Source organism: Frankia sp. AgPm24 (assembly GCF_023243055.1).
In the GTDB taxonomy this organism is placed as follows: Bacteria; Actinomycetota; Actinomycetes; order Frankiales; family Frankiaceae; genus Frankia; species Frankia umida.
On record NZ_JALKFW010000209.1, the window covers coordinates 109661 to 123079 of the forward strand.

The window sequence follows — 13419 nt, forward strand, 5'->3', positions numbered from 1 at the left end:
GCCTGCCGGCGGGGAGCGGAGCTTTCACGGCTGACAACGGCGCCTTCACGGCGGGTGTCAGGTTCTTCACGGTGTGACAAAGTCATCCAGATCGTCGAGTCCTGGGAGCAGGGGGGCCAGCGGGGGCAGCTCCTCGAGGCTGCGTAGGCCCATCCGTTCCAGGAAGTAGTCGGTCGTGCCGTAGAGGATCGCACCCGTATCCGGGTCGTGCCCCACTTCCTCGACCAGCCTACGGGCGGTCAGGGTACGGATGACGCCGTCGGCGGAGACCCCGCGCACCGCACCGATCCGTCCACGGCTGACCGGCTGCTGGTAGGCGACGACGGCGAGGGTCTCCAGCGCCGCCTGGCTCAGCCGCGCCGACTGGCCGGCCAGCACGAAACCCTCGACCCAGGGGGCGCACTCGTCGGCGGTGTAGAACCGCCAGCCGGCGCCGACGTGACGCAGCCGGAACCCGCGTCCGTCGTGCGCGTAGGACTCGGCGAGCTGCGGCAGCAGGCGTTCGATCTCCCGTGCGGACGCCCCGAGCCCGGTGGCGAGTTCGGCGACACCGACCGGTTGTTCGGCGACCATCAGCACCGCCTCCAGCAGCGCGGCCAGCGGTGGCCGTTCGCCCCGCGGCACCCGCGCCGACGCCGACGGCTGCGACGGCTGCGGCTGGGTCGGTGAGGTCGGCTGCGGTGGCACCGGGTGCGCGGGCGGTGGCGGGGTCACGAGGCCTCCCTGTGCGCGTCGTCGTCGGAATCGGGATGCGGGTCGTCGTCCCCGTACGAGGCGTCATCCCCGTACAGGCCACGACCGACGGCGTACAGATCGGCGGCCACGTCGTCGGTGGCGATCCAACGCACGGTGAGCTCCCCGAGGGGAACCTCCTGGTCGAAGGACACCCGCCCCTCCCGAAACAGCTCGAGCAGAGCGAGGAACCGCGCCACGACCTCGATCGTCTGGCGGCAGCCGGCGCACAGGGTGCGGAACTCCGCGGTACCGAGTTCCCGCAGCAGACCGATGATAGCGATCATGTGCTCTCGGACGCTGACCCGGGGCAGATGGACGTGGTCCGTCGCGACCAGCGGTGGCAGCGGTGGCTCCCGCAGCCGGGCGGCCAGCGCCGCGAGCTCACTGGGACCGATGCCGATCTGCACCTCGGGCAACGCGTCGGCGTAGCGGGACTCCAGCGCCACCGCCCTGGGCACGTGCCGGGCCTCCAGCGCCATCAGACCCGCGAACAACGCCGAGGCCTCCTTGTACGCCCGGTACTGCAACAGCCGCGCGAACAGCAGGTCACGGGCCTCGAGCAGGGCGAGGTCCTCCGCCTCGTCCTCGGAGAGGGCGCCGGGCAGCAGTCGGGCGGCCTTGAGATCGAGCAACGTGGCGGCGATGACCAGGAACTCGGTGGCCTGACCCAGGTCGAACCGGTCACCCAGCCGTCGCAGATGCGCGACGAACTCGTCGGTGACCTGGGAGAGCGCCACCTCGGTGACGTCCAGCCGGTGCTTGGCGATGAGGGAGAGCAGCAGGTCGAACGGCCCGGAGAAGTTGGCGAGCTCGACCACGAACGGTTCCGGCGCCCCGCCCCGCGCCGTGATCATTGGCTTCTTCACCGCCGCGGCGCCGGCCGACTCACCCACGCCCTCGGACGCGCCGGCGGCGCCCGTGGCCTGCGTGGCAGCGCGGGAGGGGGTCATATGGCAACGCTACGCCTGGCCATCCAGGCATGATCGACCGACTCGGTGGCCCGTCCCACCAGGTACGCAGGACGTCCGCCCCGGTGCGCACCGCCGTCCACACGGGTGCGCGGCGACCCTGCCGGTGCGCGCTCCGGCGCGGGATGACCGGCCAGGCGCGGGCGGACAGCCCCGGGACCGGTCAGACCAGGTGCAGGCCGATGAGCGAGCCGAGGCCGCGCAGCAGCGGGCCGACGAGCTGGCCGACCACGGACGGGAACCCGGGGAACAGCGCCGGCAGCAACAGCAGCGCCAGCAGGATCACCAGGCCGATGTTGCCGTCGGTGAGCCGGTAGTGGGTGTTGCGCCAGCCCTCGGAGGTACCGCCGAGCAGGAACACCAGCCGGCCGCCGTCGGTCGGCGGGACGGGGATGAGGCTGATGATGAACATCGAGGCGAACGTCACCGCGAGCCACAGGGTGAACTCGGCGGCGAAGCTGTTCACGACCGTCGCCTCGATGACCCGATCGCCGAGGTCGATCGACGCGCGGTCGCTGACCAGACCGAACAGCGCCAGCGAGCCGAGCGCGAGCAGCAGGTAGGCCAACGGCCCGGCGAGGATCGCCGCCGCCACGTGGAAGCGCCGACGCCGCCACACGTCGTTCATCGGCACCGACTCCGCCCAGCCGTGCCCGACGATGAAGACGGCCAGCCCGCTGAACGGGGTCAGCCGTGCCTTCACGCTGGCGGTCAGCCGCCCGGCCCGCATCGGGGTGGGGTCGCGCACCAGCCGGGCGGTGAGCACCTGGGCGGCGTCGTGCACGAACACGCCGATCGCGAAGGCCACCAGCAGGGCGAGCAGGACCGCCGGTTCGGCGAGATGGAACAGCACCGTGTCACCTTTTCACGTACGTCCCGGTCCGGATGCCCCGGCGCCCGACTCAGCCGATGGCGGGCGGGGTGTGGTGACGGACCATCACTTCCCGGGCCAGGCGTCGATATCCCGCGGCCCCGACCGACGTCGGGGCGTAGGTGGTGATCGGCTCGCCGGCCACCGTCGTCTCCGGGAAGCGCACCGTCCGGTTGATCACCGTGTGGAAGACCTCGGCGGGGAACCGTTCGACGACCCGGGCGAGCACCTCGCGGGCGTGCAGGGTGCGCGCGTCGTACATGGTGGCGAGGATGCCGGCGACCTCCAGGCGCGAGTTGAGCCGCTCGCGGACCTTGTCGATCGTCTGGAGCAGCAGCGCCACTCCACGCAACGCGAAGTACTCGCACTCCAACGGGACGATCACGGCGTCGGCGGCGGTGAGCGCGTTCACCGTGAGCAGGCCCAGCGAGGGCTGGCAGTCGACCAGGATGACGTCGTACTCGTCCAGGACGGGGGCCAGCGCCCGGGCCAGCGAGTGCTCCCGGCCCACCTCGGTGACCAGCAGCACCTCGGCCGCCGACAGGTCGATGTTGCTCGGCAGCAGATCGAGCCGATCGACCTGCGTCTCGACGATGACCTCCCGGACGTCGCTCGCCCCACCGAGCAGCAGATCGTGCACGGTCAGGTCGAACTGCATCGGGTTGATGCCGAGCCCGACCGACAGCGCCCCCTGCGGGTCGAAGTCGACGAGCAGGACACGACGGCCGTACTCGGCCAGCGCCGCACCCAGGTTGATCGTGCTCGTCGTCTTGCCGACCCCGCCCTTCTGGTTGCACATGGCCACGATCCAGGCCGGGCCATGGGACGTCAGCGGTGCCGGAATCGGGAAGGACGGCAGTGGTCGACCAGTCGGGCCGGGCTCGCCGACCCCGTCGTCCAGACTCTCGCCGCCGGTCTCGAGCTTCCCCTCCTCGGACAGTCGGGGTTCACCGACAGTCACCTCGCCATAGGACAAGCGGATGGGGGGATCGACGGACGGGGCGTCGGTGGAAGGGACCACGGAGGGGTTGCTCCTTCTACAAAGAGCAGAAACGGACCGGTTGGAGCGTACCGACCCGGACCCGCTCCGGGGGTTCCTGGGTGGCCATGAGGCGGCGTGTCGCGTGATGGGCGGCGTGTGCGCGTTGCCACGGGCACCTGTGGTGAAACCCGAACCAGGTACCCGGTGTAACTGGTGAGATGCAATCTGACCTGCATGTCCCGATGTCACCGCCCGTGAGCGCTAGCACCGTCCCGGCGCCACCGCCGCCGCGCCGCCGCCGTGTACTGCGACCTCCGGGCCGGTCCGCGGCGCACTCCCGGTGGCCCCGACAGTGGCCCGTATGGGGCGGTCGGCCCGGCCCTTCCCGTGTCCCCCGCGGGCCACGCCCGCCCCTGCCGCGACGCTCACCCCACGTCCCGCTCGTTCACTCCGCGTTCCACCACGCCGCGGAACTACCCCGTTTGGGGGCCGTCAGGGCGCGGTGACCGACCGGAGATCGCATCCGGACGGGCGGGGCGGGGCGAGTCACCAGTCCGGCGGATACGGTCTGGCCACGGGGACCGCCAGCGGGGGCCGACCGGACGGGCGCAGCGCGCCACCCGACACCGGCCATCCCCGCGGGGCGGACCGCTCCGGGTTCGAAGTCAGGTTCGGGGTGAGGAGCAGGCGGCATGACCGGCAGTGCGAACCTCCGGGTGGACCGCGTCATCACACGTGGCGGGTTCACCCTGGACGGCCAGACCTTCATGGTCGACAACAACGTCTGGCTGGTCGGCGACGATGACGAGGTCCTCGTGATCGACGCGGCCCACGATCCGTCCGTGATCGCCGCCGCCGTCGGTGGCCGCACCGTCACCGGCATCGTCGCCACGCACGGCCACAACGACCACATCAACGCCGCAGCCGAACTCGCCGACCTGGTCCGGGCCCCGATAGCCCTGCACCCCGCGGACGACGAACTGTGGCGCATGGTCTACCCGCGCCGACCCCCCGACCGTGCCCTGGCCGACAACCAGATCCTCACCCTGCCCGGCGGCGGCGTCCTGCAGGTCCTGCACACCCCCGGTCACTCCCCCGGCGGTGTCTGCCTCTACGGCCAGCTGCAGAACAGCCCCGTCCTGTTCAGCGGCGACACCCTGTTCCGCGGCGGCCCGGGCGCCACCGGACGCTCCTTCTCCGACTTCCCGACCATCCTCACCTCGATCCGCAGCCGCCTGCTCACCCTCCCGGCGGCCACCATCGTCCACACCGGCCACGGCGACGACACCACCATCGGCGAGGAAGCGCTGGACGTCGACGACTGGGCCCGCCGCGGCCACTGACAGCCAGGTCGGGATTCGTCCACCGGCCCCGGCCAGGGACACCAGCTCGGGGCCGGTGGACGCGCCCGTACGCAACCGTCAGGGACGACCGTCAGAGGTGGCTGTCAGCGGGGACCGTCAGAGGCGACCGGCGGTGTGATGCCGGTCCTTGTCGTGGTGATGGGCGCTGCCCGGGCCGCGGGCGGCCCACAGCGGAGCGACCGCGAAGATGAGACCGACCGCGACACCGACCTGGAGAACGTGCCGGATCCAGTCGATGCCGCCGGTGTGCCGGACCCCGATCGCGCTGGCGATGAGGTTACCGACGAGCGCGCCGACGATACCGACGGCGACGGTGAGCCACAGCGGGATGTCCTGCCGTCCCCGCACGAGCAGACGAGCCAGCACGCCGATCACAAGACCGGCGAAGACTATCCAGATGACTTGGAACATCCTGCACCCCCAGGTCGAGATCCTCCCTGTTTTCTCTCCGCCGGCCCCCGTCCACAAACAATCCCGCCCCGCCCCCACCCCCGCCTCGAGCCCCGTCCCCGTCCCCGATCCCGTCCGAGATCCCGTCCGAGATCAGCGAACTGCCAGGGGACGGCGGTGGATCGGTGGCGCGGGTCAGCCGCTGCCGGGGAGCGTGTTGGGATCGATGGCGAGCAGGTTGACGGCGGTGATACCCGTCCGCGTGGTGCCGATGATGTGGACGCGGAAGTAGCCGTGCAGGCGGTAGAAGCCGCGGGACGAGTCGAAGGTCGCGCCGCGACCGGCCATGTCGCTCAGGCGGTAGGTGGTTCCGGTGCAGCCCAGGGCGGTGTCCGAGCCGGGAGCCTGGCCGAGGGACAGCGTGTTGCAGGAGTCGTAGAGGGTGAAGTTGGGGACGGACTCCCCGCCGAGATCAGGGCCGGGGAAGAAGGACTGGCCGTTGCCGTCGGTCGGTGCGAGCAGATCCAGCAGGACGACCTCGGCCTCATGATCGGCGATGAAGCCGACGAACGACTGCCCGGCGGCGAGCTGGCTGACGGCGCCCCGGAAGGCCGGCACGTCGTCGAGGGCGGGCAACGGCGCGTCGGTGGGTGACGACGAACCACTGGCCGACGTCGAGCCGCTGGCCAGCGCGGCGCTGTTGGCCGCCGGGCCGGTCAGCCGGGTCCCGACCCTGGGATACGGCACGGAGCCGGCCATGTGCGGGGAAACCATGCGAACCACCGGCGTCGGCGTCGGACGACCCGCCCCGCCGGCACCGTTGCCGCCGGACCCACCAGCGGCATGGGCCGCCCCGAGGGCCGTCAACGTGGCGACCGCCGCGGCCAGCGCCGCGAGCATGGCGTTGCGACGAGGATTCCGCCCCGCCGACGCCCCCGCCGGCGATCCGCCCAGTGGCCCGCCACCAATCCGCACGATCTCGCGCGAACCGGAAGCGGCTCTGGCGTCGGCGCCGGTGCCGACGCCGATCTGGGCCACGACCAGTCGTTCCCGAGCCCAGGCCGGGGTCGCCGGCCCCGACTCCAGCCCCGGCCCCGACTCCAGCCCCGGCCCCGACTCGAGCGCCGGCAGGCTCCCGTCGACGTCACCGGCACCGTCGAGTTCGGTGCTTTCGCCAATGTCCGCGACATCGCTGTGACTGTCGCCGACCACGTCCTCGCCACGCTCACGCTGCTCTGCGGCGGCCATCGACCAGGCCTGACCAGCGGCATCCTCCGCGGCTTCGGACGCCGGGCCAAAGCCGCCGGAGTCCACCGGCGACCGCTCGAGCGCCCCGCCGGAGCCGTCGGAGGCCTCCCGCGGCTGTCTGGTCGCCGCCTTGGGCGACTCGGGTGAGCCGTCCGGATCGGCCGGGCTGAGGCCGGGGAGACGTCCCACGGTTCGCCGCGCTCGGTCCTGTGCCGGGCCATCGTCGCGCTGATCAACCCGGTCCACCGCGTCCGGATGATCAGTGCCATCCCACGCCGCCTGGACGGACGCGCTGGCCACCGCCATCGCCATCGCCGCGGCCCGGCCGGAGCCGACCGGCTGCTCCCCGGACACCTCCGGGGCACGCCGCTGACCGGGAACGCCTGGCTCGCGGGCATCGTCCTCGTCCAGGCCAGCGCTCTCACCCCGGCCGGCGTCCCCATCCCGGCTGGCACGCTCATCTCGTCCGGGGTTGGCGAATCGGGCGGGCCGATCACGGCGGGACGGATCGTTGCGGGACGGCAGTTGGCCGCCAAGGGTGTGCCAGGGGGTCAGCGCCTGCGGGTCGAGCAGACCGGTGACCTCGGCGACCGCTGGTGGTCCGGCTGGTGCGTCGTCGGGGCCGGTGTCGCCACCGGACCTGCCGCGACGGGCCGTGTCCCGGGCGGAGGGGGTGCGGCGGGCGGATCGTCCGCGACGGGCCGTGCCGGTTCGCCAGCCGGCCGGCGAACCGGTGACGCCGGGGGCGACCGGCGCCGGCGGGGTGGGAGGCATCCCCACACCTGTCGACCCCGGCACCTGGCCCGGCTGGACCCGTCCACGAGCGACACCGGAATGGTGGGCATCGCCTTCCGGCGCGGTGAATCCGCCGGGACCCCAGGCCCGCAGCCGACGGGCGGCCCGTCCGGGGGGACGCCCCCCCTCACGGCGCTCATGGGACGGGTCCATGCTGACCGCTGATCGTGGCAGGGGCAGGCCGGCCAGCGTCTGACTGTCGTGGAAGTCGATGTCGCGCAGACTGTCGCCCTGCGACGAACCCGAGAACCCCACATAGCCGGATGAACCAGACGGGGTGCGGGCCGCGGCGGCGAGCAGTTCGGCCGGGTCGACCGAGGGGATGTCCCAGGCGTCGTCGAGCAGACGTCGGGTGGCGGCGGCGGGATCATCGGAGCGGCCGATCAGGTCACGCAGCAGCGCGGCAGCGGTCGGACGGGCCGACGGGTCCTTGGCCAGCGCCGAACGTACGACGCGGCGCAGCCGCCCAGGGACGTTGCCGGTGTCGGCCTCGCTGTGCACCACCCGGTAGAGCAGGGCGTCGGCCCGTCCGGTGCCAAAGGGCGGCCGACCGGTGGCCGCGTACAGCACGGTGAGTCCCCAGGCGAACACGTCCGCGGCCGGGCCGACCTCACCGTGCCCGGTGACCTGTTCGGGGGCCATGTAGCCCGGACTGCCGAGCAGGACGCCCGTGCGGGTGGCGGCGGTGGCGTCGACGGCGGCGGCGATCCCGAAGTCGATCACCTTGGGTCCGTCGCCGCTGAGGATGACGTTGCCGGGTTTGAGGTCACGGTGGACGATGCCGGCGCCGTGGATGGCGGTGAGCGCCTCGGCCAGGCCCGCGGCGAGCGCGACGACGACAGGAGTCGTCATCGCACCCCTGGTCGCGATCGCCTCGGCGAGACTCTGACCGCCGATGAGTTCGGTGGCCATCCAGGGGTCGTCGGCGTCGGGGTCGGCGTCGACGAGCCGGGCGGTACAGGCGCCGCCGACCGCGCGGGCGGCCTCGATCTCGCGGCGGAACCGGGCGCGGAACTCCGGGTCGGCGGCGAAGTCCGATCGGATGACCTTGATCGCCACCGCCTGCCCGGTGCTGTCATCGGACCCGAGGTACACCACGCCCATGCCGCCGGACCCCAGCCGCGCCTTCAGCGCGAACCGGGCGATCTGCTGGGGGTCTCCCGCGCGCAGTGGCCTCGGCGGCACGTCGACCTCCTCATGTCGTCGGTGTCCACGGCCTGTCCGGCGGTGGCTCCAACCTTCTGCAACTCCAGCTATGCCCGATATGCACGATGTGCCCGTTATTACCGGCAGGGCAACCTGTGGCGGGCCGATCGGCCCCCGGGTCGATCCACCTCGCCGGACTCCGCACTCACCGTGGCGCCGCAACCTGTGGTCCGGTTGTGAACCTGACCTGCGCAGCCCGTGAATCCCGGGCGTCCGCTGGGCCCTGCGCGGGCCATCGGCCCGGAGCCTGCGGCCGGATCGGGCGAGCCCGAACGGGCTACCCGGTCCGGGAGGGGCGACCCGTCACACCGGGCAGCCCCACACGGATGGTCTCGCGGGCCGCCCTCGGGACTTTCGGTACCGGCGCACGTACCGCGAAGGGCCGCGGACGGCCCCATCGGACGGATCGGTTCGCTGCGGTGTCACAAATGGGACTGTACCGATGGAACCGCAGCTACCCGGCCATTCGGCTCCCGACAGACACACCTATCGGTTACCCCAACCGGCCAGCGCTCGACATGATCTGGGGGCCGTTCTGCACAAACGCATCGAAGAGGTGGCGGAAATAGCAGCGGCGGCGCCCGTCGGACGCCGCCGCTGAAGTGCCCTGTGCGCTCAGTTCAGATGCGGGTTCCGTCGGCTACGAACCAGAATGAACCGCTCCACGAGTTCGCCCCCGGCATCATCCGCCGCGGCCGCCCGCGGCACCAGAACCGCTGCCGCCCGGGCGTTTTCCCGGGCCGCGGCAGCTCCCACGGACACTGCCGCGGACGCTGCCGCCGCCGGTGCGACTGCCCTGGCAGGCGCACTCAGCACCGTCCTTGTGACCTGCCCCTCGACGGTGACGCAGGACGCGCCCGAATGGATGACGACGTGCCGTACCGGGCTTCGACCCAGTCGGCGAATGGCGCGTGTTTCCGCCATGAAACCCCTCCCAGATCAGGATGCCAATTAAGGCCAACATGACCACTCCAGAACGACAGGAGCCCAACCGGATTTCTTTGCCACGAATCGGTCGGACGCGCCTGCCACGCAGACCCCCGGACACCGCTGGACCGCCAGGGCGATATTCGCCCGGCCACGGCGCTCGTCCCGATGATTCCGGGGATCACCAACATTACGACCAGCTATAGCCGCACCCCGCAGGACTACCCACCCACCCCACCCATCCGCCCCTTACCCCACCCATCCGCCCCGTCCCCGTCCGTCCCCGACCCCGTCCGTCCCCGACCGCGTCCGTCCGGTCTCCCGCGCCGCCCGTTCCCGCGCTCCGTGCGTCGACTCGTTCCGCCCCTGCCCGGGGTCAGGCCGGCGCGACGCAATCGCGATCCCTGGTCCGCCATCGGGGGTCCGCGCGGCCCGAGGCTTGTCCCGGCGACCCCATCGCCGAGGAACCTGCGCTCAGCCGATCCCGCCGAGACATGGAGAACAATCGATCATCGTGGTGCCGGACTGGTAGGCCGGCGGCACCCAGGTCGGCTCGGATCGCGAACGAGACCGCGACGTGCCGAGGACTGTTCGAGGATGTCACCCCCCACACACCGAACAACCCTCGGCACGCGACCGAACAACCCTCGGCACGCGACCACGAACCGCGAAGAACCACGAACCGAGGAGAACCCTCAACCGAGGGGAACCGTGAACCGGGGGAACCGCCAGCCGAGGGGAACCTCGAGCCGAGGGTGGCGCGGGGTCAGCCGCGGGCGGCGCGGCGCAGCTGGCGCAGTTCGCGGCGCAGCCGGATCTGCGGGATCACTCCGACCAGCAGACCGACGATCAGCCCACCACCGGCGGACGCGGCGAGCGCCCCGGCCACCGACATCTGCCGGGTGGTTCCGAACAGCCAGATGCTGACCTGGGCGTCGTTCTTGACCACGAAGATGACGACGAGGATGGCGATGACCGCGACCAGAACGGTGATCGCGTAGGTGGTGTACCCGATCCCCCGCCGCGCCGGTCGCCCCCCGGCCGGACCACCGGGAACAGGACCACCAGGAACGGGACCACCGGGAACAGGACCACCGGGGAACGCGCCCGTGCCGGCGGCCGGACCACCCTGCGGGCCCGCCGGATACGCCGAGGGCGTGGGTGACGGCCCTGGGACCTGCCCGGAGGCCGGTGAGCCGGCGGCTCCGGTGCCGACGCCGGTGGGTGGCGCGGACTGCGATGGACGGGTGGGGTCGATCCGCTTGCCCGGCTGCTCAGGTCCCGCCATCGTCCCGCCCCATCGTGTACGTCGCCCATGGTCACCTGTCGGCGCGCGCCCCGAGCCGTCCAGGTTCCATCCCCTGGCTGGAAGTCTAGGCCGCGGGGTGCCCTATGCTGAAGGAAGCGGATGAGGTGGCCGGACGGCCGCGTCGGTGTCGGGCCTGTCCCGGTGCCGCCGAGGAAAGTCCGGGCTCCGCAGGGCAGGGCGGTGGGTAACACCCACCCGGGGTAACCCGCGGGACAGTGCCACAGAGAACAGACCGCCGGTGTCGCATGCGGCGCCGGTAAGGGTGAAACGGTGCGGTAAGAGCGCACCAGCGCCCAGGGTGACCTGGGCGGCTCGGTAAACCCCGCCCGGAGCAAGGTCAATAAGGTTCGCGGCCGGTATCGGCCGCGGGCCGCGCAGGCGTCTGAGGGCTGCCCGCCCGAGCCTGCGGGTAGACCGCTTGAGGCCGCCGGCAACGGCGGCCCTAGAGAGATGGCCGTCACCGGGGGCGCCGTAAGGCTCCCCCGGCCACAGAACCCGGCTTACAGGCCACCTCATCCGCCCCACGCCCGCCGACCTGCGGCGATTTCCCGCGCGGTCGACGTTCCCCATGCCGGCCAAAGAAGCCAGAGCCCGCACCTGTAAGCCGTCGGTTGAACATGTTCAACCGACGGCTTACAGTACGAGAATCCGGTCGACCAGAGGAGCTCGGCATGACCGTCAGGGGCATGGATGGCCACGACGCCGTCAGCGGGTCGGGCACAGCGGGTAGCGATGCGGCCGGCCGGCGCACTGCCGATGATCCGGTTACCGCCGCTGGCGGCGCTGGCGGCGGCGCGACCCGGGCACTGATCCTGGACGTGGCCCTGGCATCGTTTCGGGAGCGCGGATATGACCGCACGACGATGCGCGGGATCGCCCAGTCGGCCCACGTCTCGCTGGGAAACGCCTACTATTATTTCGATTCGAAGGAAGTTCTTGTCCAGGAGTTCTACGCCACCATCCAGGACGGGCATCGACGGCGGGCTGCCGAGGCATTACAGCATGCTGCGTTCGCCGACCGGCTCCGCGGAGTGCTCCACGCCGGTATCGACGAGATGGCGCCCTACCACGCCTTCGCCGGATCTTTCATCAAGACGGCGATCTTGCCATCGTCGCCAGCCAGTCCTTTCAGTGGGGAATCCACCGCTGCTCGCGAGGCCGCCATCGGCCTTTTCCGGGAGGTGGTCGAGGGCGCTGCCGGAGGAATCAGCGAAGCGCTGGCCCGGGATCTGCCGGAGCTACTCTGGCTCACCTATCTCGGTATCACGCTGTTCTGGGTCGGTGACCGCTCACCCGACCAGATACGCACCCGCCGGCTGGTTGACACGACCACCCGACTGATCAGCCGACTCCTGCCGTTGAGTCGGCTTCCGGGGCTTCGCTCGGTGACCGCCGATATCCACGCTCTGCTGGTCGAGATGCGGCAGCCCATGCCCCAGGCAACACAGGCGACACAGCGTCGCGGAAGCCGGGCACGATGAAGATCGTCATTCCCGGTGGCACCGGACATCTCGGTCTTCTCCTCGCGCACGCGCTGGACCGCGCCGGGAACGAGGTGGTCGTCCTGAGCCGACGGGAGAACACCCGTATACCCGGCGCGCGGGTGGTCTGGTGGGACGGCCGCGACACAGGAACGTGGCTGGCGGAGATCGACGGTGCCGACGCTGTGCTCAATCTGGCCGGGCGAAGCGTGAACTGCCGTTACTCCAAACGTCATCTGCGGGAGATGCTGGATTCGCGGGTGGATTCGGCCACGGTCGTGGGCGCGGCGATCGCCCAGGCGGCCCGCCCGCCGTCGGTCTGGCTCCAGATGAGTACGGCCACGATCTACGCGCACAGTGTCGACCGGGCCAACGACGAGGCGACCGGCGTTCTCGGAGGTTCGGAGGACGGCGTCCCCGCCTACTGGGCCTACAGCGTGAGGATCGCACGGGACTGGGAACGCGCGCAGGCCGATGCGCAGGCCCCGAGCACACGGAAGGTCGCACTGCGAACGAGCATCGTGATGGCTTCCGGCGCGGGCGGTGCCTTCGAGATGATGATGCGCCTGACCCGGTGCGGTCTCGGCGGGCCGATCGCCGGGGGGCGGCAGTACATGTCCTGGATTCACGGCGTCGACCTGGTGCGGGCGATCGAGTTTCTGCTGCACCGCGGTGATGTGGACGGCCCGGTGAATCTCGCGTCACCGAACCCGCTGCCGTACCGGGAGTTCATGGCGGCGCTACGCCGGGCAGCCGGCGTCCGGGCCGGCCTGCCCGCCACCGCCTGGATGGCCGAAATCGGCGCGTTTGCCCTGCGCACCGACACCGAGTTGCTCCTCAAGAGCCGCCGGGTGGTTCCCGGGCGACTGCTGGACGCGGGCTTCACCTTCGACTTTCCCGACTGGCCGGAGGCAGCTCGCGATCTTGTCGCCCGGCGCCGGAGCCACGACTGACGCCACGGGCCTCGTCGGTGGAAGTTTGACATCCTCCCCGGCCTGAAGACCGGGGATTCCTACCCTCGCGGGCAGGTTTTCCTGTTTCACCAACAGACGCCTCCCCACTCTAAGAGCGGGGTGGTCTCACTCCGTCTCCGCAGGCGATCACGGCGAGCCCCGCCGCGAGAACATTCCGTGCCGCGTTCAC

Annotated in this window: 10 protein-coding genes and 1 other RNA gene; 4 read left to right on the forward strand and 7 right to left on the reverse strand. The window is 71.3% G+C overall.

The genetic code is table 11. From position 1 onward, the window contains the following. Window positions 1–66: 66 nt before the first annotated feature. The 4 genes from scpB to MXD61_RS21885 all read right to left on the reverse strand — a co-directional run bounded on the left by scpB (window position 67) and on the right by MXD61_RS21885 (window position 3595). Window positions 67–714: an SMC-Scp complex subunit ScpB gene (gene scpB / locus MXD61_RS21870; RefSeq protein ID WP_374629349.1), complete on the reverse strand. Its 648-nt coding sequence runs from the start codon at window positions 712–714 to the stop codon at window positions 67–69. After that, window positions 711–1685 carry a ScpA family protein gene (locus tag MXD61_RS21875; RefSeq protein ID WP_248815311.1) on the reverse strand — a complete coding sequence of 325 codons (975 nt, stop codon included), beginning with the start codon at window positions 1683–1685 and terminating at the stop codon, window positions 711–713. Before MXD61_RS21875 ends, scpB begins: the two co-directional genes overlap by 4 nt. A 181-nt stretch (window positions 1686–1866) precedes the next feature. After that, window positions 1867–2556, reverse strand: a complete 690-nt coding sequence (locus MXD61_RS21880; protein ID WP_248815312.1) for a M50 family metallopeptidase — start codon at window positions 2554–2556, stop codon at window positions 1867–1869. Window positions 2557–2605: 49 nt separating this feature from the next. Beyond that, a complete protein-coding gene (locus MXD61_RS21885) occupies window positions 2606–3595 on the reverse strand; it encodes an AAA family ATPase (RefSeq protein WP_308222817.1) in 990 nt (329 codons plus the stop codon). 653 nt (window positions 3596–4248) lie between these two features. Here MXD61_RS21885 and MXD61_RS21890 point away from each other — a divergent pair. Continuing rightward, window positions 4249–4899, forward strand: a complete 651-nt coding sequence (locus MXD61_RS21890) for an MBL fold metallo-hydrolase (RefSeq protein WP_163549773.1) — start codon at window positions 4249–4251, stop codon at window positions 4897–4899. Between the two features lie 117 nt (window positions 4900–5016). On the opposite strand, the gene MXD61_RS21895 is transcribed toward MXD61_RS21890, so the two are convergent. The 3 genes from MXD61_RS21895 to MXD61_RS21915 form a co-directional block, all read right to left on the reverse strand. Then, window positions 5017–5331, reverse strand: coding sequence for a GlsB/YeaQ/YmgE family stress response membrane protein (locus MXD61_RS21895; protein WP_163549774.1), 315 nt, complete (start codon window positions 5329–5331; stop codon window positions 5017–5019). A gap of 174 nt (window positions 5332–5505) precedes the next feature. After that, window positions 5506–8538 carry a protein kinase gene (locus MXD61_RS28180; RefSeq protein WP_308222818.1) on the reverse strand — a complete coding sequence of 1011 codons (3033 nt, stop codon included), beginning with the start codon at window positions 8536–8538 and terminating at the stop codon, window positions 5506–5508. 1714 nt (window positions 8539–10252) lie between these two features. Next, window positions 10253–10774 carry a lipopolysaccharide assembly protein LapA domain-containing protein gene (locus MXD61_RS21915; protein ID WP_248815314.1) on the reverse strand — a complete coding sequence of 174 codons (522 nt, stop codon included), beginning with the start codon at window positions 10772–10774 and terminating at the stop codon, window positions 10253–10255. Window positions 10775–10895: 121 nt separating this feature from the next. Here MXD61_RS21915 and rnpB point away from each other — a divergent pair. The 3 genes from rnpB to MXD61_RS21930 all read left to right on the forward strand — a co-directional run bounded on the left by rnpB (window position 10896) and on the right by MXD61_RS21930 (window position 13229). Further along, window positions 10896–11314, forward strand: an RNA gene (rnpB, locus tag MXD61_RS21920) — RNase P RNA component class A. Between the two features lie 152 nt (window positions 11315–11466). Continuing rightward, window positions 11467–12276, forward strand: a complete 810-nt coding sequence (locus MXD61_RS21925) for a TetR family transcriptional regulator (RefSeq protein WP_248815315.1) — start codon at window positions 11467–11469, stop codon at window positions 12274–12276. Continuing rightward, window positions 12273–13229 (forward strand): TIGR01777 family oxidoreductase, encoded by a 957-nt coding sequence (locus MXD61_RS21930; RefSeq protein ID WP_248815316.1) that lies wholly within the window; start codon window positions 12273–12275, stop codon window positions 13227–13229. Before MXD61_RS21925 ends, MXD61_RS21930 begins: the two co-directional genes overlap by 4 nt. The last annotated feature ends 190 nt before the right edge of the window (window positions 13230–13419 follow it).

Bases quoted from the DNA above. Each gene is read 5' to 3' on its own strand.
- MXD61_RS21915 (WP_248815314.1), bottom strand. From the start codon at position 10,774: ATGGCGGGACCTGAGCAGCCGGGCAAGCGGATCGACCCCACCCGTCCA.
- MXD61_RS21875 (WP_248815311.1), bottom strand. From the start codon at position 1,685: ATGACCCCCTCCCGCGCTGCCACGCAGGCCACGGGCGCCGCCGGCGCG.
- MXD61_RS21930 (WP_248815316.1), top strand. From the start codon at position 12,273: ATGAAGATCGTCATTCCCGGTGGCACCGGACATCTCGGTCTTCTCCTC.
- MXD61_RS21925 (WP_248815315.1), top strand. From the start codon at position 11,467: ATGACCGTCAGGGGCATGGATGGCCACGACGCCGTCAGCGGGTCGGGC.
- MXD61_RS21890 (WP_163549773.1), top strand. From the start codon at position 4,249: ATGACCGGCAGTGCGAACCTCCGGGTGGACCGCGTCATCACACGTGGC.
- MXD61_RS21895 (WP_163549774.1), bottom strand. From the start codon at position 5,331: ATGTTCCAAGTCATCTGGATAGTCTTCGCCGGTCTTGTGATCGGCGTG.